This is a genomic window from Bradyrhizobium sp. WSM4874 (assembly GCF_055811835.1).
Genome location: NZ_JBVVPR010000062.1, coordinates 12,692 through 33,892, shown reverse-complemented (window position 1 = coordinate 33,892; position 21,201 = coordinate 12,692). Strand labels below are relative to the sequence as shown.

18 protein-coding genes are annotated in these 21,201 nt (G+C 65.1%); 6 read left to right on the top strand and 12 right to left on the bottom strand.

Annotation, left to right across the window (positions count from 1 at the left end; genetic code table 11):
* Window positions 1-89 precede the first annotated feature (89 nt).
* The 4 genes from AC0L3P_RS36045 to AC0L3P_RS36030 all read right to left on the bottom strand — a co-directional run bounded on the left by AC0L3P_RS36045 (window position 90) and on the right by AC0L3P_RS36030 (window position 4,214).
* A complete protein-coding gene (locus AC0L3P_RS36045; protein ID WP_473308915.1) occupies window positions 90-1,277 on the bottom strand; it encodes a DegT/DnrJ/EryC1/StrS family aminotransferase in 1,188 nt (395 codons plus the stop codon).
* Between the two features lie 9 nt (window positions 1,278-1,286).
* Complete coding sequence (locus AC0L3P_RS36040) at window positions 1,287-2,291, bottom strand: Gfo/Idh/MocA family oxidoreductase (RefSeq protein WP_473308914.1); 1,005 nt, start codon at window positions 2,289-2,291, stop codon at window positions 1,287-1,289.
* A 183-nt stretch (window positions 2,292-2,474) separates the two neighbouring features.
* Window positions 2,475-3,887, bottom strand: a complete 1,413-nt coding sequence (locus tag AC0L3P_RS36035) for a mannose-1-phosphate guanylyltransferase/mannose-6-phosphate isomerase (protein ID WP_473308913.1) — start codon at window positions 3,885-3,887, stop codon at window positions 2,475-2,477.
* A 96-nt stretch (window positions 3,888-3,983) separates the two neighbouring features.
* A complete protein-coding gene (locus tag AC0L3P_RS36030) occupies window positions 3,984-4,214 on the bottom strand; it encodes a hypothetical protein (RefSeq protein WP_473308912.1) in 231 nt (76 codons plus the stop codon).
* A gap of 215 nt (window positions 4,215-4,429) precedes the next feature.
* Here AC0L3P_RS36030 and AC0L3P_RS36025 point away from each other — a divergent pair, with 215 nt between their 5' ends.
* Both AC0L3P_RS36025 and AC0L3P_RS36020 read left to right on the top strand, forming a co-directional pair.
* The gene (locus AC0L3P_RS36025) at window positions 4,430-5,389 is read left to right on the top strand and encodes a lysylphosphatidylglycerol synthase transmembrane domain-containing protein (protein ID WP_354254830.1); all 960 of its coding nucleotides are present in this window, start codon (window positions 4,430-4,432) and stop codon (window positions 5,387-5,389) included.
* Entirely contained in the window at window positions 5,386-6,405 is a 1,020-nt protein-coding gene (locus AC0L3P_RS36020) for an MraY family glycosyltransferase (protein ID WP_473308911.1), read from the top strand. Before AC0L3P_RS36025 ends, AC0L3P_RS36020 begins: the two co-directional genes overlap by 4 nt.
* Here AC0L3P_RS36020 and AC0L3P_RS36015 read toward each other — a convergent pair.
* The 6 genes from AC0L3P_RS36015 to rfaD all read right to left on the bottom strand — a co-directional run bounded on the left by AC0L3P_RS36015 (window position 6,393) and on the right by rfaD (window position 14,359).
* A complete protein-coding gene (locus AC0L3P_RS36015) occupies window positions 6,393-7,340 on the bottom strand; it encodes an NAD-dependent epimerase/dehydratase family protein (protein WP_473308910.1) in 948 nt (315 codons plus the stop codon). The genes AC0L3P_RS36020 and AC0L3P_RS36015 overlap by 13 nt on opposite strands.
* Window positions 7,337-8,557: a glycosyltransferase family 4 protein gene (locus tag AC0L3P_RS36010; RefSeq protein WP_473308909.1), complete on the bottom strand. Its 1,221-nt coding sequence runs from the start codon at window positions 8,555-8,557 to the stop codon at window positions 7,337-7,339. Before AC0L3P_RS36010 ends, AC0L3P_RS36015 begins: the two co-directional genes overlap by 4 nt.
* Before the next feature lie 2 nt (window positions 8,558-8,559).
* Window positions 8,560-10,473, bottom strand: a complete 1,914-nt coding sequence (locus tag AC0L3P_RS36005; RefSeq protein ID WP_275169934.1) for a nucleoside-diphosphate sugar epimerase/dehydratase — start codon at window positions 10,471-10,473, stop codon at window positions 8,560-8,562.
* Window positions 10,474-10,596: 123 nt separating this feature from the next.
* On the bottom strand, window positions 10,597-11,886 hold the full coding sequence (locus AC0L3P_RS36000; RefSeq protein ID WP_473308908.1) for an O-antigen ligase family protein: 1,290 nt from the start codon (window positions 11,884-11,886) through the stop codon (window positions 10,597-10,599).
* Complete coding sequence (rfaE1, locus tag AC0L3P_RS35995) at window positions 11,883-13,367, bottom strand: D-glycero-beta-D-manno-heptose-7-phosphate kinase (protein ID WP_473308907.1); 1,485 nt, start codon at window positions 13,365-13,367, stop codon at window positions 11,883-11,885. Before rfaE1 ends, AC0L3P_RS36000 begins: the two co-directional genes overlap by 4 nt.
* Window positions 13,368-13,378: 11 nt before the next feature.
* Window positions 13,379-14,359, bottom strand: coding sequence for an ADP-glyceromanno-heptose 6-epimerase (gene rfaD, locus AC0L3P_RS35990; RefSeq protein ID WP_473308906.1), 981 nt, complete (start codon window positions 14,357-14,359; stop codon window positions 13,379-13,381).
* Between the two features lie 173 nt (window positions 14,360-14,532).
* Here rfaD and waaF point away from each other — a divergent pair, with 173 nt between their 5' ends.
* Window positions 14,533-15,603 carry a lipopolysaccharide heptosyltransferase II gene (gene waaF / locus AC0L3P_RS35985; RefSeq protein ID WP_473308905.1) on the top strand — a complete coding sequence of 357 codons (1,071 nt, stop codon included), beginning with the start codon at window positions 14,533-14,535 and terminating at the stop codon, window positions 15,601-15,603.
* Between the two features lie 181 nt (window positions 15,604-15,784).
* On the opposite strand, the gene AC0L3P_RS35980 is transcribed toward waaF, so the two are convergent.
* Complete coding sequence (locus AC0L3P_RS35980) at window positions 15,785-16,822, bottom strand: glycosyltransferase family 4 protein (protein ID WP_473308904.1); 1,038 nt, start codon at window positions 16,820-16,822, stop codon at window positions 15,785-15,787.
* A 125-nt stretch (window positions 16,823-16,947) separates the two neighbouring features.
* Here AC0L3P_RS35980 and galE point away from each other — a divergent pair, with 125 nt between their 5' ends.
* The 3 genes from galE (at window position 16,948) to AC0L3P_RS35965 (ending at window position 20,619) form a co-directional block, all read left to right on the top strand.
* Window positions 16,948-17,961, top strand: a complete 1,014-nt coding sequence (gene galE / locus AC0L3P_RS35975) for a UDP-glucose 4-epimerase GalE (RefSeq protein WP_473308903.1) — start codon at window positions 16,948-16,950, stop codon at window positions 17,959-17,961.
* A gap of 118 nt (window positions 17,962-18,079) precedes the next feature.
* Window positions 18,080-19,882, top strand: coding sequence for an ABC transporter ATP-binding protein (locus tag AC0L3P_RS35970; protein ID WP_473308902.1), 1,803 nt, complete (start codon window positions 18,080-18,082; stop codon window positions 19,880-19,882).
* 35 nt (window positions 19,883-19,917) lie between these two features.
* Window positions 19,918-20,619 carry a fumarylacetoacetate hydrolase family protein gene (locus AC0L3P_RS35965; protein ID WP_473308901.1) on the top strand — a complete coding sequence of 234 codons (702 nt, stop codon included), beginning with the start codon at window positions 19,918-19,920 and terminating at the stop codon, window positions 20,617-20,619.
* Window positions 20,620-20,693: 74 nt separating this feature from the next.
* Here AC0L3P_RS35965 and AC0L3P_RS35960 read toward each other — a convergent pair whose 3' ends face one another.
* Window positions 20,694-21,152, bottom strand: coding sequence for a YybH family protein (locus tag AC0L3P_RS35960; protein WP_275170197.1), 459 nt, complete (start codon window positions 21,150-21,152; stop codon window positions 20,694-20,696).
* Window positions 21,153-21,201: the final 49 nt, after the last annotated feature.

The following is a 21,201-nucleotide window of genomic DNA, read 5'->3' as shown; positions in this document are numbered from 1 at the left end:
GCGCGGGGAGAGACCCCTCACCCCAATGAGATTGCGTCTACTTGCGGCGCTGCCCTCTCCCACAAGGGGAGAGGGCAAGAACAGCGAAATCAGGCTGAAAGCGCGCCGCGTACGGCCGCGATGATTCGCTCCTGATCGGCTTCGGTCAGATAGGCATGCATCGGCAGGCTGATGACGTCCTGCGACAGGCTCTCGCAGCCTGGCAGGCCGCCCTCGGCGACCGGGTACTGCTTGTAGGCGGTCTGCTGATGCATCGACTTGCCGTAATAGATCGCCGTCGGCACGCCCTGAGCCTTCAGCGCGGCGGCAAAGCCGTCGCGGTCGGTGCCCTCAGGGAGGCGGATCGTGTACTGCGCCCAGACCGACGTATTGCCGGGAGCCACGCGCGGCACGGTAACCACATTGCTGAGACCGCGCGCGTAGCGCTCGGCGACCTTGTTGCGGGCAACGATCTCGTCGTCGAAGATCTTCAGCTTCTCGAGCAGGATCGCGGCCTGCATGGTGTCGAGCCGGCCGGTCAGGCCGAGGCGGACGTTGTCGTATTTATCGACGCCCTGCCCGTGCACGCGGATGCTGCGCAGCGTCGCCGCGAGCTCATCGTCGTCGGTGAAGATCGCACCGCCGTCACCGAAGCAGCCGAGCGGCTTTGCGGGAAAGAAGCTGGTCGCGGTGGCGAGTGCCAAGGTGCCGAGCTTGCGGCCCTTGTAGCTCGCGCCAAAACCCTGCGCGGCGTCGTCGAGCACGAACAGGCCTTCGGCCTTGGCGATCTCGGCGATGGCGTCGTGATCGGCCGGCTGGCCGAACAAATCGACCGGAATGATCGCGACCGGCTTGAGGCCGGCCTTGCGGGCTGTCGCGATGCCGCGCTTGAGCGATTCCGGGCTCATGTTGAAGGTGGCTTCGTCGACGTCGACATAAACCGGCGTCGCGCCGGTCCGCGCCACCGGCGAAGCCGTCGCGATGAAGGTGAAGGACGGACACAGCACGGCGTCGCCCGGCCCGACATTCATCGCCATCATCACCATCAGGATCGCATCGGTGCCGCTGGCGCAGCCGATGACGTGCTTGGCGCCGCAATAGGCCGCAAGCTGCTTCTCAAGCTCGGCGACTTCAGGGCCGTTGACGAACTGACAATGATCGAGAACGCGCTTCACGGCTGCATCGAGCGAGTCGCCGAGCCGGCGGCGCTGCGAGGCGACGTCGATGAAGGGAATGGGTTCGGAACGCAGATGCTGGTTCATGGCCTGGTTCTTGGCGCCTTCTTGGCTGATCGACATGGAAAGAGTTCAGCCGGCAACGCGGCGCGGACCCTTGCGGGCAGACGACGAGGCTGCGGGGCGGGACGGCGTTTCCAAGCACTGCGTCGCGATCTCGAGGCTGGCGACGCCTTCATCGCCCGTGACGGCCGGCGTCTCGCCATGACGCACGGCCTTGAGGAACGCGATCAGCTCGGCGCGGAGCGGCTCGTCATGGCCGACCGGCAGATGCCGCATCGAATAGCTGCCGTCAGGCTTGAAGCCGAAACATTCGGTGACCTGGCGCGTCAAGAGATCGCCCATCACGTATTTGCCGCGGGTCGCGACCGTGACGCTGCGTGCCTTGAACGGCGTCAGCCAGTTGGTGTTGATGTGCGCGAGCACGCCGTTGGCGGTGCGGAACTGCAAGAGCGCGATGTCCTCGCGCTCGGCGACCGCACTCGACAATTGCGGCTGCACCTCGACGATGTCGGACTCGGTGAACCAGCGGATCAGATCGATGTCGTGCACGGCAAGATCGATGACGACGCCGACATTGGACATGCGCGGCGGGAACGGGCCGACGCGCGTGATCGCGATCGACAGAATATCCTCGCCCGCGATCGCCTGCTTGACGGCGGCGACCGCCGGATTGAAGCGCTCGACATGGCCGACCATCAGCGTCACGCCGGCCTTTTGCGCAGCCGTGACGATCTCGCGGCCTTCCGCGACCGTGGACGCAATCGGCTTCTCGACCAGCACGTGGATGTTCTTGGCGATGCAGGCGAGCGAGACCTCGTGATGCAGATGAGTCGGCGCCGCGATGGTGACCGCATCGACGCCTTCGGCCAGCAGCTGCTCAAGCGTCTCGAAGCTCGCGCAATTGGCAAGCTCCATCGCCCGCGTGCGATGTGCCGGCGAAGGATCGACGACGCCGACGAGGCTGACGCCGGGAAGACCCGCGAGCACGCGCGCGTGGTTGCTGCCCATCACACCGGCGCCAATGACGCCGACGCGCAAGCCGGCCTTTGCCGGTGCAGATCCTGTGGAACTCATTTGAGCAAACCCCGATTCAACGCAAATCCCCGAGGCGCTTCTAGCACGGCCGCCACATTTGTGGCGAATGCGGAGCTAGCGGTCCGGACACGATTTGATTCAAACAGTTACACGTTCCCCGGGCTTAAGTCTCTGAAAGAGACCACTGTTTTGACCCGGGTCGCGTGATTCGGAGTGTGCTGGTTACGACCTTTGATAATCGTCTTCAATCCGGATGATGTCGTCTTCCCCGAGATAGCTTCCAGTCTGGACCTCGATCAGCTCCAGCATGATTTTACCGGGGTTCTCCATCCGGTGCACCGCGCCCATCGGGATGTAGATGGACTCGTTCTCGTGCACGCTTTTGACGGTCTCGTTGACGGTGACGCGGGCTGTGCCGCGGACGACGATCCAGTGCTCGGCGCGATGATGGTGCTTCTGCAGCGACAGACGTCCGCCCGGCTTCACCACGATGCGCTTGACCTGGTGGCGCTCGCCATTGTCGACCGACTGGTAGCTGCCCCAGGGCCGATGCACTTTGAGATGCTCTTCGGTGACTTTCGGCGCGACTGCCTTGAGTTTTGTGACCAGCCGCTTGAGCCCGTTGGCGTCTTTTTGGCGCGAGACCAGCACTGCATCGGCCGTCGCAACCACGATAAGATCATCAACGCCTTCGAGCGCGACCAGCGCGGCATCGGTGGTGACGTTGCAGTTGCGGGAATCTTCGAACACGGCGGCGCCATGCGAAGCATTACCTTGCCCGTCCTTGTCTGACAATTCCCACACCGCGTGCCAGGAGCCGACGTCGGACCAGCCGCACGACACCGGCACGACCGCGGCGCGCGCGGTCTTCTCCATCACCGCATAGTCGATCGAGATCGCCTTGGCCGCACCGAACGCCTCAGGCTCCAGCGTCACGAAGCCGAGATCGCGTCCGGCGTTACTAACAGCAGTGGAAATCGCCTCCACGCTCGCCGCATCGACCCTGCGGTATTCGTCGAGCAGGACGCTGGCCGGGAACATGAAGTTGCCGCTGTTCCAGAGATAGCCGGAATTGACGTAGTCGGCCGCCTTCACCGCATCCGGCTTCTCGACGAAGCGCGCGACCGCATGCACCTCGCCGGAGATGACCTCGCCCGGGCTGATATAGCCGTATTCGGTCGCCGGCCGCTCCGGCTTGACGCCGAACGTGACGATGCGCCCGGCGCTTGCGGCGGTGAGGCCTTGGCGGCACGCCGCGACGAACGCGGCATTGTCCTGCACCACGTGGTCGGCGGCGAGCGCGAGCACGATCGCCTCACTCGCGCGGTTCTGCGCGAACACCGCGCCGGCTGCGATCGCGGGGCCGGAATCGCGCCGCATCGGCTCGAGGATCACGTCGGCCTCGATGCCGATTTCGGCGAGCTGCTCCAGCACCATGAAGCGGTAGGAGGCATTGGTGATGACGATCGGGCGATCGAACAGCGAGGCCTCCGAAACGCGCGAGAGCGTATCCTGGAAGGTCGAGCGCGTGCCGAACAGCGGCAGGAACTGCTTGGGGCGCACCTCGCGCGAAGCCGGCCACAGCCGCGTTCCGGCACCGCCGCACATGATCAGGGGGATAATGCGTTTGTCCATCGTCATCTCAAACCTTGAAGTCGTCCCGATACCAGGTGACACAATTACGAACTCTGTGCGCGATCGGCCTTGACGGTGCAAAGCCGGCGTCGCGCATCAGATCCTCGACATCCGCGAACGTTTCCAAAGGTTTCTCGGCAGCAATTCTTTGATCGCCGTCCGACCCAGCTCCTGCTCCAGAACTCCGACGACGTGCGTCAGCTCTTCCGGGTGGTGCTTCTCGACATTGTAGACCTTAGACGGCGCATTTGCGGCAGCCGGGTCATCCGCGGGCACCAAGCCGGTGAAATCGGCGCCACCCGTGACCAAAATCGCCTGATCCCTCATCCTGTTCCCAAGGACTGCTTCGCCCGATCCGTCGCTCGATCTTTCGCCCGCGGCGCCTCTTTAGCCTCGACGTCGACGGGGTCGCAATAGCCCGCCGCCCTGCATGCGGGCTCCCGATCACCGCTATTGCAAGATCGGCGCCAAAACCATACCAAAGCGGCCGAATTCGGCGCCTTGCGTCGGGTTGCTTCAAAACCCTTGTTCATGCGGGCGAAATGCGCCGAATCCTGCTGTCGACGGCCAAGATCCTGATTTCCGGAGCGCTGCTCTACCTGGCGCTGCGCAAGGTCGATCTGTCCGAACTGTTTTCGCGTTTCAACGTGACCAGCCTGTTCTGGATCGGCTTGGCGATCGCGATCGCGTTCCTGCAAATCTTCGTCGGCGTGTTGCGCTGGCGCGAGATCAGCGCCGAATGCGGCGCCCCGCTCGAGCTCAGCCGGGCCATGCGCTACAACGTGATCGGATCGTTCTTCAACCAGACCCTGCCCTCGGCGATCGGCGGCGATGCGGTCCGGCTGTGGCTCGTCGCGCGCGCCGGCGCCGGCTGGCGCGCGGCGACCTACTCGATCTTCGTCGACCGTGCGATCGGTTTGATCGCGCTCGCGATCATGATCGTGGCAAGCCTGCCCTGGAGCTACGCCCTCATCGCCGATCCGCACGGGCGCTCCGCGCTGCTGCTCGTCGACTTCGCGGCGCTTGCGGGCGGTCTCGGCTTCCTGGTCTTCGGCGCGCTGCAATGGCGCTGGCTGAAGACCTGGTGGGCCACGCATCACATTCACGCCTGTGCCGTGATCGCCAACCGCGTGATCTTCAGCCGCTCGCGCGGACCGGCCGTCGTGATCCTGTCGCTCGCCGTGCATGTGCTGGCCGTCGTGGTCGCCTGGTGCGTCGTGCAGTCGATCGCGGCGCCGGTCGGCTTCAGCGACGTCTTTGTGCTGGTGCCGCCGGTGATGCTGATCACGATGATGCCGATCTCGATCGCCGGCTGGGGCGTGCGTGAAGCCACCATGAGCCTCGCCTTCGGCTTCGCGGGGTTGGCCACAAACGAGGGCGTCAACGTCTCGCTGCTGTTCGGCGCCGTGTACTTCATCGTCGGCGCGATCGGCGGCCTGGTCTGGATCCTCAGCGCGGAGAAAGCGGCGCAGGGATCGGCGCCGCTCGGGGTGCCGGAGTGAACGCGGCCGTCGACGCGCTCGGCGCGATACCATCGCTGCTTGCCGTTGTGATTGCCGCGCTGGTGTCGGGCGTCATCACCTGGACCAGCCGCCCCCTGCTCCAGCGTTACGCATTGGCGCGGCCCAACGCGCGGTCCTCTCATCGTATCCCGACTCCGCAGGGTGCGGGCATCGCGGTGATATCAGCGACGCTGCTGGTCGCATCAGCCTGGGCAGCCTGGGCGGACGTCGCGATTCCGCCGGCGTTGATCGCTGCGACGGTCTTGATCGCCCTGGTCGGATTTGCCGACGACATCAAGTCGCTGCCGGTGCTCGTGCGTCTCGTGCTGCAGGCCGCAGCGGTCGGCGCCGTCGTGTTCACCACGCCCGAGACCGCGCGCATCGTGCCGGCGCTGCCGCTCGCGCTGGAGCGCGGACTCATCCTGCTGGCGGGCGTGTGGTTCTTGAACCTCGTCAACTTCATGGACGGGCTCGATCTGATGACGGTGGCGGAAGTCGTGCCCGTCACCGCGACGCTGCTGCTGCTGGCACTGCTCGGCGATTTGTCGTGGCCGGCCGCGCTGATCGCGGCGACGCTGTGCGGCGCCATGCTCGGCTTTGCGCCGTTCAACAAGCCGGTCGCAAAAGTCTTCCTGGGCGATGTCGGCAGCCTGCCGATCGGCCTTTTGCTCGGCTGGTGCCTGCTCGATCTCGCCTGGCGCGGGCAGCCCGCCGCGGCGCTGTTGCTGCCGGCCTATTACCTCGTGGATTCCACCATCACGCTGTTTCGGCGCATCGCAAGGGGCGAGCAATTCTGGTCGGCGCATCGCTCGCATTTCTACCAGCGCGCCACCGACCACGGCTTCACGGTCTCTCGCGTGATCGGAGAGGTGTTCGCCCTCAATCTCGTGCTCGCGGGGCTTGCCATCGTCACCGCGCGCGCCAGCTCGGTGACGATCACGCTGATCGCGCTGCTGGCGGGCGCAATCGCGATCGGCATCGTGCTGTGGCGGTTCTCCCGCCCTCAGGCGTCCTGAGCCACCAGCGCCAGCCGCAGCCCCTCGTCCAGAGACACCTGCGGCTGCCACCCGGTCGCGGTCACCTTGGAGAGGTTGAGCTCGAGCGAGCCGATCAGGCTGTCCTGCGTATCTTGCCGGCCCATCACGCGCAGCAGCGTGCTGAGCAGGTCCTGCGGCATGCCGAACAGCCGCGAGTTCTTGCCGGCAGCCTTGGCCAGCCGCGCGATGAACTCGGGCGTCGAGACCTGCTCCCTGTCCGCCACCAGGAAGATCTCGAAATTGCTCGCGGGATCTGAATGAGAGAGCCGTCGCAGGATGAACGACGACAGGTTCTGCACGGCAAGGAAGGCGCGGTGATTGCGGATCGCGGCAAAGGGCAGCGGCAGACCGAGGTTCACGGCACGCGTCAACAGCGCGAAATTGCCCTTGGCGCCCGCACCATAGACCAGCGGCGGCCTGATCACCGAGATCGTCATGGCGCTGTCGCGCGCCAGCGTCTTCAAGCCCGCTTCGGCCGCGGCCTTGGACATGCCGTAGAGACCGCGCGGCGTCAGGATATCGTCCTCGCTGAACGGCGCGCGGCCCTCGTTGCTGCGACCGTGCACGAGAACGGTGCTGATGAAGATGAACTGGCGCACGCCGGCCGTCGCCGCGCTGCGCGCCAGGTGCAGCGTGCCGGCAATGTTGACGTTGCGATAGAGCTGGACCGCATGCTCTTCGTGCTTGTGATGCACCCGCGCGGCGAGATGAACGACGGCATCGACGCCTTCAAGTGCCGCCTGCCAGTCGGTGTCGGGCCCGATCGTTTCGATCACGACCTCGTCGTCCATGCCTTCCGGTCTGCGCACCGCGCGGCGGACCGACCACCCCTCGCGCGCCAGCGCGGGTACGACATGACGGCCGACGAAACCGCTCGCACCCGTCACCAGCACGACTGGCTTGCGCTCGTTCATCGTTGCTCCGCCAGTTCGGGGTTGCGCAACAATTCGTCGACCAGGGCAGCATAGGCGTTCATCGCGGTGACGCGATCGAATTTCGCTGCCGCCTTTACCGCGCGCTCCGCAATGGCGACACCGTCGGAGTGAGACGCAGCGCGGATGACCTCGGCCAGTTGATCGGCACGGCCCGGCGTCACCACCCAGCCCAGCCCGTTCTCCACCACCGTCAACGCGGCCTCGGCCTCCGGTTCGGAGACCAGCACCACGGGACGGCCGACCGCCAGCAGATTGTAGAACCGGCTCGGCACCGATACCCCCGCAACGTCCTTCCGGTACGGAATGATCCAGAGATTGGCTGCCGCCAGGAATGCCTCGAGCTCGGCATCCTCAACCCGCCCCACGAAGGAGACATTGGGCAAGTTCGCATCGGCCTGCAACTGCTTCAATCGCTCGAAGCCGATGCCCCAGCCGGAGAGCAGGAAGTGGATGTCAGGCTCGGCCCTCAAATGACGCGCCGCCTCGAACACGATCTCCGGATCATGGGTGAAGCCGAGATTGCCCGACAGGCCGACAACGAAACCCGCCGAGAGCGCTTTGCGGAACGGATTATCCGCCGTCACCGGCCGGGGTGCGGCCACCAGCGTCGCCCAGTTCGGGATGAAGCGGATCTTGTTCCGCGTCATGCCGGAATAGCTCAGCAGCGGCCGTTCCGCATCGCGGCCGATGGTGATGACGGCATTGAGCGCGCGGAACATCAGGCTGTTGGCAGCGCGCATCGTCATGGTCACGATCGAACCGGGCTTCAGCAGGCCCGCCATCACCAGCACGTCGGGGAAGAGGTCGTGCATGATCAGCGCCGAGCGCGCGCCCTTCAGCCTCGCCGCCGCCGCAACCGCGTAAGGCAGCATGAACGGTGCGGTGACGGTGAGCACGACGTCACCTCGCCTCAGCTCCCGTGTCAGCGCCAGGAACGTGCGCGCTGCGAACAGCAGCTCGGAGGCGCCGCGCCGCACCAGCGCCGCCTTGCCCGCCATCCGGTTCTTGACGGCGACGACCCGCGGCTTGCCCGGGCCGGTCTGCGAGGCCGGCAACGCGCCTGATGAGCCCGACAGCACCACGACCTCGTGATCCCCGGCGATGCGGCAGGCGATCTCGGCCATGATCGCCGCCGTCGTGCTCGGATCAGGCGGGTAATGCTGGCTCGCCACGACGATCTTGCCTCGAGGCTGCATGATCAGGCCGCGGTCGACCCGAATTCCGGAACCGCGTCCTTCAGGATGGTCCTGATGGTGGCCCGATCGTCGCGCGCGATCGCCTGCTCCAGCGCCGCAATCCATTTGCGCAGCGTCTGCATCGGCGGCTCGTTCGGCTGTGCGGCCATGATGCCGGCGACGCCGATCTCGCGGGTCGGCTCCTCGGAGGCGAACAGGATTTCGTGCAGGCGTTCGCCGGGCCGCATGCCAGTGAACACGATTTCGATGTCGTAGCCGGGTTGCAAGCCCGACAGGCGGATCATGCGCTCGGCGAGATCGACGATCTTCACCGGCTGGCCCATGTTGAGCACGTAGACCGACACGTCCGAACGCTGCGTTCCCAGCGCATGTGTTGCCGCCGTGATCACGAGATCGCAGGCCTCGCGGATGGTCATGAAGTAGCGGACCATGTCCGGATGCGTGACCGTCACAGGGCCGCCAGCATCGATCTGGGCCTTGAACTTCGGCACCACCGAGCCGTTCGACGCCAGCACGTTGCCGAACCGGACCGAGATCAGCCGCATCGACCGCCTGGCGCCACCGAGACCCGCCGCAAGATCATGGTCGAGCGCCTGGCAATACATCTCGGCGAAGCGCTTGGTCAGGCCGAGCATCGACACCGGCTCGATCGCCTTGTCGGTCGAGATCATCACCATGGCTTCGGCGCCGGCGCTGTGCGCGGCATCGGCAACGTTGATCGAGCCGAAGATGTTGGTCTTGACGCCCTCGCTCCAGTCGCGCTCGAGGATCGGCACGTGCTTGAGCGCGGCGGCATGGAACACGATGTCCGGCTTGAACTCGGCCATCAGGCGCATGATGCGCTCACGGTCGCGGATGTCGGCGATCCGCCCTTCGATCGAAGCAGCGGTGCCGAGCGCCGCGAGCGTTTCCGTGATCGCGTAGAGTGCCGGCTCGGAATTCTCCACGATCAGAAGGCGCGCCGCCCCGAACGCGACGACGCGCTCGCAGATCTCGGAACCGATCGAGCCGCCCCCGCCGGTGACGATTACCGCCTTGCCCTCGATCAGGGCCTCGAGCCGCGCATAGTCGATCTTTTCGCTCGGCCGCAACAGCAGGTCCTCGACGGCGACGGCCGTGAGCCGTGGCGTGTCGCCACTCTCGAGCGAGGGCATGCGGCTCACGATCACGCCGAGCTTGCGCGCCCGCATCAGGATCGATTCGGGATGGGCCTCCGGCTCGAATGCCGTCGGCGTCATCACGACGCGAGCGATCCCCTTGCCGCGCTTGGTGAAGTCGGCGACGACATCCTCGATGTCGTCGACGCCGCCCAGAACCGGGACGTTGCGGATGGACTGGCCGCGATCGGAACTCGATGGCGAGAGCACGCCGACCGGCCAGATGTGCTTGATCGCCCCGCTCTCGATTCCGCGCAACAGCACCTCGGCATCCGCGGCGCGACCGATCAGCAGCGTCGGCGCGGCATCTCCGGTGCGGGCGTGACGCCGCACCCGCGTGTAGCGGAAATAGCGGTAGGTCATGCGCAACGCGCTGAGGAAGGAGATCTCGAGGAACCAGTAGAGGACGATGGTCACCTTGCCGAGGAAGAAGGCGCCGCGGACGTTGGGGGCGACGAAGATGTAGTCGAGCACCAGGAGTGCAACCGTGAGCACGGTCGCGACGCGGATGATGTTCAGCGCGTCGGGCAGCGAGATGAAGCGCCATTTCGTCGTGGTCAGGTTGAAGACGAAGCACACGACCAAGCTGAAGGCCAGAAAATAGGGCAGGATCTGGATGAGCAGCGGCAGGCGGTCGAAGAAGCCGTCGCCGCCCTCGAAACGCAGATAGAAGGCGGCGAACAGCGCCGCCGTGGTCGCCAGCAGGTCGTGGAGCGCGATCATGGCATTGCGCAAGGTGAGATGCGAAAGACGCGTCATCCGCTGACCGAAAATCCAGTTAGATGCAACCTGATCGCGCTGATATCCCATCTCGGCCGGACATGCCAGTCAAGGCTTGCCCCTCAAGATTTGCCCGTCAAGGTTTGCCATCCGGGCGGCCGTTCAGGAACCGGCTACTGCCGCCTTCGCCTCGGCCTGCTGGGCCCGGATCACCATGCCGCCGGCAACGCCCACACCGATGACGTACATCCAGCCCTCGTGGAAGTCGAACAGATGGGAGTTGAACTGCGAGGTGAAGACGTTCTGGACCACGACCAGGAGGCCGACCCAGTTTGCGAGCCCGTCGCCGCGAAACAAACGCAGATGCAGGATCCAGATGGCGTAAAGAGCGGCGACCCCGATGACGCCCCATTGCACGGCCACGTTCAGCGTCTGGTTATGCGGGTTGCCGATCACCTCGGCGGACGCCTGGTACAGACCACTGCCCGGCGTCGCGGCACGCTCGAATAGCCCGCGCGTCGAACCCGTACCGTGCCCTTTGATCGGCGCCTCCGCGAAGAAACCGAGGGATTTCCGCCAGAATTCGAGCCGCAAGCCTGCCGAGGTCGACTCGCCTTTTTCCACATAGCGTGTGTAGTCGCTGGCAAAGCTGTCAGCGGTCTTGCGCAATTGCGGCGAGGCCTGCCAGGCGAGAACCGCGCCCACGAGCAGGGCCGCGGAGATGATCGCGATGTTGCGCCATCTCAGATGAAGCAACGCAAACACACCGAACAGGATCGGAATCGTGAGGAGCGCGGTGCGCGATACCACCACGAACACCATGTTGGCGAAGAAGGCGAGCGCAAGCGCCGTGAGCAGCCCGGCGATCCAGTAGCGCTTCTGGCGCAGCAACTGCACGATCGGATAGGCGAGCGCGACCGCGCAGAGCGTGAACTCCTGGCTCTGGTCGATGTAGTTCTTGACGAAGATGCCGCGCTCGACGCGATCGGATTTGAGCGCAAGATCAGGGTAGAAGGCGACGACCCAGGACATCACCGACAACAGCGCGCAGGACACCAGGAAGGCGACGAGCACCCAATGTCCGCGCGGCGAGCGCGCAAAATGATAGAGCAGGACCGGCAGCACCAGCAGCTTGACGGTCGGGTTGACCGCGTAGAAGCGCGCGCCCCAGGCCGCGTCCGACCACAGCGTCCCCACCAGCGCGAGCAGGACCAGCGCAATCGGCGCCGCACAGATCGGACGCTTGAGCGATTGCAGGAACTCTCGGACATCGAGGAACGGCACCATGGAGAGCAGCATCAGGACATTGAAGATCGCCGCAAGCGACGTCGACCACGGCAGCGAGGCCGCGGTCAGGATCGCAAACAGATCGACCGTCTCGGACCAGGCCGCCGGACTGCGCAGACGCCGCCACAGAACCTGGCCGGTGGTCTCCCCGGCGAGCGTCGTCACTTGCTCTCTCCCCGCGCGCGATGAACCAGCGCCGTCGTGCTGAAGCCCTTGAGAATGTCGACCAGCACGACCGTGCCGCCCGCGGCCTCGACGACCTCATGGCCGACCACCTGCTCGCGGGTGTAATCGCCCCCTTTGATCAGCGCGCTCGGCTTGATGCGGGTAATCAGGTCGATCGGCGTATCCTCATCGAAAATAACGACGAGATCGACGGCTTCGAGCGCCGCCAGCACTTCTGCACGTGCTCGCTCATCCTGAACGGGGCGGTCGGCGCCCTTCAGCCGCCGCACCGAGGCGTCGCTGTTCAGCCCTACGATCAGGCGGTCGCAGGCGGAGCGCGCCGCTGTCAGCACCTTGACGTGGCCGGGATGCAGGATGTCGAAGCAGCCATTGGTGAAGCCGACGCGCTGGCCTTGCTTCTTCCATTCCGCGAGCTGCGTGTCGAGCGCACCGGGCTCGAGCACGATCTTCTCTTCGGCCGCGAGATAGGCATGCGGCAATATCTTTCGCTTCAACTCGGCCACACTCACGCTGGCGGTGCCCTGCTTGCCGACGGCGACGGCGGCTGCGGCACTGGCCATGCGCAGCGCCGTGTCCCAGTCCGCGCCGGTGGCAAGCGACACCGCGAGCGCCGCGGCGACGGTGTCGCCGGCGCCGGAGACGTCGCGCACCTTGACCGGAAACGCCGGAACGTGAACGGCCTCGCCGTTGCGCGGCACCAGCGTCATGCCGTGCTCGCCTTGGGTGACCAGGATCGCTTCGCAATCGGCGAGCCGCATCACGTCCTCGCTGGCATCGACGATGCTCTGCGGCGTGTCGGCGCGGCTTCGGGTCGCTTCCGAAAATTCCTTGCGATTGGGCGTGAGCAGCGTGGCGCCCCGATAGATCGCCCAGTTCAGGCTCTTGGGATCGACGATCACGGGCTTGCCGAGTTTTCGCGCGGCGTCGATGGTGTGGCGGATGACGCGGGCGGTGAGCACGCCCTTGGCGTAATCGGACAGCAGCACGATGTCGGTGCGCGCGATCTGCGGCAGGATCGCTTCGATCAGCTTGGTCTCGATCGTATCGGAAGCAGGCTGTGCCTGCTCCCAATCCGCACGCAGCATGTGCGTGGAAAAATGCTCGGAGACGAAACGGACCTTTCGCGTGGTCGGACGCGAGGGATCGCACACCAGCACACTTTCGATTGCGCCCTGCTCCGCAAGCGTCGAGGCGAGCTGCCTGCCCGCCTCGTCATCGCCGACGAGGCCGACGAAGATGCAGCGCGCGCCGAGCGCGGCGACGTTGCGCGCGACATTGCCGGCGCCGCCGATATGGATCTCGCTGCGCTGTACCGCGATGACCGGCGCCGGCGCTTCCGGCGAGATCCGCGACACCTCGCCATAGACGAACTCGTCCAGCATGATGTCGCCGATGCACAGCACCGTGCGGCCCGAGATGGCTTGCGCGAGGGTATCGAAATCGAGAATGGGCGTCGGCATGGTGATGGGCCTCAGCGGAAGCGGTCGGGCCGGTCGAGATAATTCCCGACATAGGTCTTCACCGCGTCCTCGAGCGTCGTGAAACCGCCATTATACCCGGCGCGGTGGAGGCGATCGAACTCGCTCTGGGTGAAGTACTGGTAGCTGCCGCGGATCTGCTCGGGCATGTCGATGTATTCGATGTTGGGGCTGGCGCCGAGCGCGGCATAAGCCGCCAGCATCAGATCCTTGAAGCTGCGTGCCTTGCCGGTGCCGACATTGAAGATGCCGGACACCGAGCGCGTCGCCAGCAGCCACATGATCACGCGCACGACGTCGTCGACATAGATGAAATCGCGGCGCTGGTCGCCGTCGGCGATGCCCTCGCGATGCGACTTGAACAATTGCACGACACGGCCCGCTTTGACGTCGTCGAAACGGCGCGCCAGCACGCTCATCATCGAGCCCTTGTGGTATTCGTTGGGGCCGAACACGTTGAAGAATTTCAGCCCGGCCCATTGCGGCGGCAGTTTCTCGCCGTTCGCTGCGCGCTCGGCGACGGCGAGATCGAACAGATGCTTGCTCCAGCCGTAGAGATTCATCGGCCGCAATTTTTTCAGCGCAGGGACAGAGCTGTCGTCATCAAAACCTGCCTCACCGTCGCCGTAGGTCGCCGCCGAGGAGGCGTAGATCAGCGGCACGGCATTTGCCGTGCACCAGTCCAGGAGACGCATCGACAGGCGGAAGTTGGTCTCGAACACCAGGTCGCCGTCGGTCGCGGTGGTCGCGGAAATCGCCCCGAGATGGATCACGGAGTCGAGCTTGCGGCCCTTCAGCCAGTCCAACAGCTCAGCCGGTGGGACGATATCCACAAGCTGCCGCTTGGCGAGGTTGCGCCATTTGCCCTCGTTGCCAAGGAAATCGCAGACGCCGATGTCGCTGCGGCCGGCCTCGTTCAGCGCGGCGACGACATTCGATCCGATAAAACCGGCCCCGCCGGTCACCAGCAACATTCCAACTTCCCTGCCAGATTCCGCCTGCCCGAAGTTTTGCGGTCCGGTTCTGCCCTAGCGCATGATCCGCCAAAGTGTAAGCGGTTTTAGGATTGCCGCTCAGCCGGCTTTACCTGCCGGCCCGGAGCGGCTAACCGAACCGTCACATCAGCGCACCTCGACCTTATTAACGAATGAACCAAGATTCGCAACTTAGTGGCGAGGCAGATCGGGGCGACACGCGCCCGATCCTGATCGTCCCTTACATGTGGATCGGCGATTTCGTCCGGAATCACACCGTCGTGCGGGTCCTGAACGAGCGCTGGCCGAACCGGCCGGTCGATCTGCTCACGACGTCCCTGTGCGCGCCCCTGGTCGATTACATGCCGGGCGTGCGCGATGCGATCGTCTGGGATCTGCCGCGCGGGCAGCTCGCCGTAGGCCGCCAGCTCGGCCTGGCGAAGCTCCTGCGTGAGCGGAACTACGGCACCGCCCTGGTGCTGCCCCGGACCTGGAAGGCCGCCATCGCGCCCGCTTTGGCCGGGATTCCGGAAAGGGTCGGCTTCGTCGGCGAATTCCGGTTCGGCCTGCTCAATCGTTGGCGCTGGGGCGAAAAGAAGCTGCCCCGCTTCATCGACAAGAACGCCGCCCTCGCCCAGCCCGATGGCGCCCCGCTGCCACCGGAATGGCCGGTGCCGCAATTGCGGGTCCCGGCCGAGGACATCCTCCGCTGGCGGCAGGCCAATGGCCTGAGCACAGGCGCCGCCGTGGCGCTGGCTCCCGGCTCGGTCGGGGTGTCAAAACGCTGGAGCTACTATCCCGAGGCCGCCCGCTTGCTCGCCGAGCGCGGCCTCGAGGTCTGGGTGGTGGGCGGCCCCGGGGAAAAGGGCCTGGCCCAGGAGATCGTCGCGGCCGGCGGCCCGGGGGTCCGGGACCTCACCGGCAATGATCTGCGCAATGGCGTGCTGGCCATGGCCGCGGCCGGCGTCGCGATCTCCAACGATTCCGGCCTGATGCACATCGCAGCCGCCCTGGCCACGCCGACCATGGGCATCTTCGGGCCGACCAGCCCTTACCTCTGGGCCCCCCTCAACGGCCTCGCCGCGACCGTGGTCCAGGACAAGAGCGTGCTCTCCTGCCAGCCCTGCCAGAGCACGATCTGCAAGATGAACGATCATCGCTGCATGCGAGATATCGCGGCGAGCGAGGTGGTGGAGATTGCGCAGCGGGTGCTGGGTGAGGCCGGCTTGCGGGCCATGACCTGAAGGCCGTCGAGGCTACGCCGATAATGACAGCATACCGGTGTTTTGCCCGACGAGTCAAATCGATTTCGTAAAATCAGCAGCCCATTTACACCGGCCGCCAAGCCATTGATTTCGTTGGCCGCGGCTACTGTGCATGGGGTTGTTTTCGCGGTTTTTGTTTTGGGGATGCGACAGCAGTGACTCAAAGCAGCGGCCGATACACTTCGCCGATCCGCGCCGCCTCGGCATCAAGGCTGAATCGTTCGAGCACCCGTGCCCGCCCGCGCTCGCCCATAGCGATCGCAGTGGCCACATCGCGCATCAGCGGTTCGATCGCTGCAGCCAGTGCATCCGCATCACCGGTCGGGATCAGCACGCCGGTCACGCCATCCTCGACCACGAGTTCGGCCGCGCCGGCGCGTGCGGCGACCAGCGCGCTGCCGGCCGCCATCGCCTCGATCAGCGTCAGGCCAAAACCTTCGTTGCGTGAGGTGAAGGCGTAGATCGTCAGCCGCTGATACCAGCGCTGCACGTCTTCGATCGGCAGTTCGCCAGTGATGACGATGCGCAATTGCAAGCCGGCGACCTCGATCCGCTTCTTCAGGTCGTTTGCGAAAACAGTTTGCTCGGGTGTGACCTGGCCGACGATGATTGCGGTGAAATCCGGATAGCGCGGCAGCAAGCGGCACATCGCATCGACGAACACATCGGTGCCCTTCTGCGCGCGCACCCGGCCGAAGCAGCCGATCGCGTAGCGGCCCGGCAGCGCGGTTTCCGCGAAGGCAGCAGGGCGATCTACCGGCGGCGCATAGACGGCGGTGTCGACGCCGTGTGGGATCACGGTCGCCTTCACCTTCAGGAACGAGGCCGAAAGATCTGATGTCGCGATGATCGCGTCCATGCGCCGGATCAGCCAGAGCGTGATCCAGCTATGATGGCGCTGTGCCGCCGAGGTGAAGACGAGCTTGAGCGGCCAGCCGAGCGCGCGCAACAGCACGCCCGCGATCATCTCGTTGTTGCGGCGCGCGTGCCAGATCACCGGCGCCTTGCGGCGCCACAATCTCAAGAGATCGGCACCGTTCAGGCGCGCGATCCCCTCCGGCGCGTCGGAGCCGAACCACGCGGCGCGAAACAGCTTTGCCAGCCGCGGCGCCACCATCCGGTTGGTCGCGGTGACCCCGGAATAGCGCCTGTGCAGATTTGGCACGATCACTTCGAGATCGCTTGGGGAATTCGCCACGCCACGCTCCGTTTCGAAAGTCCCTATACGCAACATTAAGCATAGTGACCAGTTCAGCCGCGCCGATACCCACTCTTCACCACGTAAACGTTAGCTTGGAGCGTTGATCGAAGACGGGTGAGATCATGACTGTGCTTGTCACCGGCGGTGCCGGCTATATCGGAAGCCACACGGTTCTGGCGCTGGCGGAAGCCGGCGAGGACGTCGTCGTGATCGACGATCTCTCCACCGGCTTCTCGGTCTATCTGCCCGAAGGCGTGCCGCTGTTCATTGGCGATGCCGGCGACGAGAACCTCCTCGAAGGCGTGATCGCCCAGCACAACATCGAGAGCATCATCCATTTCGCTGGCTCGGTGGTCGTGCCGGATTCGATGCGCGATCCGCTCGGCTATTACCGCAACAACTTCACGACCGCGCGCAACCTGCTCAATGTCGCGGTCAAGCGCGGCATCGACCGCTTCATTTTCTCCTCGACCGCTGCGGTCTACGGCGATCCGGACCAGGTGCCGGTGCCCGAGCATGCGCCGACACGGCCATTGTCGCCCTACGGTTCGTCGAAGCTGATGACCGAGATCATGCTGCACGACGTCGCTGCCGCCTACGGCATGCAATACGTGACCCTGCGCTATTTCAACGTTGCGGGTGCCGATCCGCAGGCCCGCATCGGCCTTGCCACCGCCGGCGCCACGCATTTGCTCAAGATCGCGGTGGAAGCCGCGACCGGCCAGCGCGCCAAGATCGACGTGTTCGGCACCGACTATCCGACCCCGGACGGCAGCTGCATCCGCGACTTCATCCATGTCACGGACCTGTCGCAGGCGCATCGCTCGGCGCTCGCCTATTTGCGCAACGGCGGCGCCTCGACGACGCTCAATTGCGGCTATGGCCGCGGCTACTCCGTGCTGGAGACCATCGACGCGGTACGCCGTGTTTCGGGCCGCAGCTTCGCCGTGCAATACGCCCCGCGCCGGCCCGGCGACATCATGACCATGGTCGCCGACACCAGCCGCATCCGCGGCCTGCTCGACTGGAAGCCGCAATACGACGACCTCGAGACCATTGCAGCCCATGCGCTGGCCTGGGAGGACAAGCTGTTCCGCGAGCGTCACGGCGAGCTCCGCCACGCCGCCTCGGCCTAGATTCCATCCGGGCGCAAGCCCTTAATTGGGCTTGAAAAGCGCTGGCTTAGCGGGCACAGAGGCCGTTCGATCCCTGACGCGCGGGCAGGCTTATTCCTGTGCCGTCAATGGACTGCGGATGGCTCAGTTTCCAAAGAAAATCACCGACGATCCCTATGCGGCAGCGGTGCTGATTCGCCGCCTGGTCACGGAACAGGGGATCATCTACTGGCGGCGCTATCTCGTCGCCTTCGCGCTGATGGCGCTTGCCGCCGGATCGACCGCGGGCGCGACCTACGTGCTCGGCCAGGTCATCAACCAGGCCTATGTCGACAAGAACATCCCGGGTATCGCGATGTTCTCGGGCATCACGGTGATCCTGCTCTTCATCAAGGGCGTGGCGACTTACGGCCACATGGTGATCCTGACCAAGATCTCCAATGCCATCCTCGCCACCAACCAGCGCCAGCTGTTCGCCAAGCTGATGCGCGAGAGCGTCGGCTTCTTCTCCGAGCGGCATTCGTCGGAATTTCTGGCGCGGCTGACGGCCGGCGCAAAGTCCATCACCGATGTCCTCAACATGCTGGTCAATGCGGTCGGGCGCGACCTCATGATGCTGCTCGCCATGATCGGCGTGATGGTGTGGCAGGATCCGGTGATGTCGTTCATCGGCCTCGTCGCCGTGCCGCCGGCGATGCTGGTGCTGCGCAAGCTGGTCAAGCGCATCAAGGGCCTCGCCTACAACCAGTTCACCGGCACCGCCGACATTCTCGAGACGATGCAGGAATCGCTGCAGGGCATCCGCACGGTGAAAGCGTTCACGCTCGAAGACACCATGCAGAACCGCATCGACGAGAACATCGCGATTGTCGAGCGCAACGCCAACAAGATGGCCCGCGTCGCCAACCGCTCCAACCCGCTGATGGAGATGCTCGGCGGCTTCGCGGTCGCCGGCTGCCTGCTCTATGGCGGCTACAGCGTGGTCGCCCTCAACGCCACGCCCGGCGCGTTCTTTTCCTTCATGACCGCCTTCCTGATGGCGACCGAGCCGGCCAAGCGGCTGGCGCGGCTCAACATCGACCTCAACAGCCAGCTCGTCGGCGCACGCATGCTGCTCGAAGTCGTCGACAGCCCCGCGAGCGAGCATTCCGACGACGACAAGCCGGCGCTGAAACTGTCGACTGCCCGTATCGAGCTGCGCGACGTCAGCTTCTCCTATCGCAACGGTGAGACCGTCCTCAACCGCATGAGTTTTGTTGCCGAGCCCGGCAAGGTCACCGCATTGGTCGGCCCCTCCGGCGGCGGCAAATCGACGGTGCTGGCGTTGCTGCTGCGCTTCTACGAGGTGACGCAAGGCGACATCGTGATCGACGGCCAGTCGATCGGCGCGGTCTCGCGAAGATCGCTGCGGGCTCAGACCGCCTATGTCGGCCAGGACGTCTATCTGTTCCGCGACACCATCCGCAGCAACATCGCCTTCGGCAAGCCGGGCGCAACCGAAGACCAGATCATCGACGCTGCGAAAGCAGCCTGCGCGCATGACTTCATCATGGGCTTCCCGCTCGGCTACGACACGCCCGTCGGCGAGCACGGCACGCAGCTGTCCGGCGGCCAGCGCCAGCGTATCGCGGTGGCGCGCGCGCTGATCAAGAACGCGCCGATCATCCTGCTCGACGAAGCCACCGCCGCGCTCGATTCGGAGTCCGAGCGGCAGGTGCAGGAGGCGATCGAGCATCTCTGCCAGAACCGCACGACCATCGTGATCGCGCATCGCCTGCACACCATCATGCACGCCGATGCGATCCTGGTGGTCGAGGGCGGCGAGATCGTCGAGCAGGGCCGGCACGACGAGCTGCTCCGCCGCGGCGGACGCTATGCGTCGTTCTTCCGCCTGCAACATCACGACGCCGGCGCTCTGGCGCCGATCAGCGCAACCGCATAGAGTTCCCTTCACCTCAAGAGCAGCGAGATCGCACCATGAACGCCGCCTCCTACGTCATCCCGCTTCCGACCCAGGCTTCGCTTCCCGTCGTCGGGGAAAGCGGCCGTTTTCCCGTGCGCCGCATCTGGTGCGTCGGCCGCAACTATCTCGAGCACATCCGCGAGATGGGCAATGACGAGCGCGCCCCGCCGTTCTTCTTCGCCAAGCACGCCGACATGCTGGTGCCCGACGGCGCCACCATTCCCTATCCGCCGCTGACCAAGGATTTGCATCACGAGGTCGAGCTGATCGTCGCGATGAAGAGCGGCGGGCTGAACATCCCCGCCGACAAGGCGCTCGACCATGTCTACGGCTATGCCGTCGGCATCGACTTGACCCGCCGCGACCTCCAGATCGCCTCCCGCAAGAAGGAGCGTCCCTGGGAGATCGGTAAGTCGTTCGACTATTCGGCGCCCTGCTCCGCGGTGCAGCCGGCATCGAAGATCGGTCATCCCGCCAAGGGCAAGATCTGGCTCACGGTCAACGGTAACGAAGCGCAGAAAGGCGACCTCACCGAGCTGATCTGGAACGTGCCTGAGATTATCTGGCAGCTCTCGCAGCAGGTGAAGCTCGCCGCCGGCGACATCATCATGACGGGCACGCCGGCCGGCGTGTCGCAGCTCCAGCCCGGCGACAAGCTCGAATGCGGCGTCGACGGCGTCGGTACGCTGAAGGTCTCGATCGGCCAGCCAGAGTAAGGCTCACGGCGGCTCTAAATAAAAAGGCCCCGGGCAAGTCCGGGGCCTTTTGTATTTCGACGGCGGATGCCGATCTACCGGGCCTTCACCGGCCGATCGGCGTGGCTTGCCTGCGGCACACCGCGATTGAGCGACATGTGGGAATGCACGCACAGCCAATCATCACGATGCCTTGAAAACACCATCGTGGCCCGGCCCGGGCGCGGAAACGCGCTGCCGTCGGGATGATAGCCTGTGCTCGTCCACGGCACGATCACGGTCGCCATCGTGCCATCGGACGATGCCAGCATCGAGGCCTGGTCGACGACGAAACGGAAGTCGGACGTCTTCGGCCAGACGTTGTCCCATTGCGTCGTGACCCATTGGTCGAGGCCGGGGATAACGTCGTTGTGGGTGCCGAAGGCCAGCACATCCGGATGGAAGAGCGGCCGCGCCGAAGCATAGTCGACCTCGCGGACATAACCCGCGAAGGTTTCCAACCAGTGGCGAAAGTACAGCGTGATCTCGGTATTCGCGGTCGGCAAGGACGCCATCGCCTGCTCCATGTTCGGCAACTCAATCGCGGCACTCTTTGTTGCCATG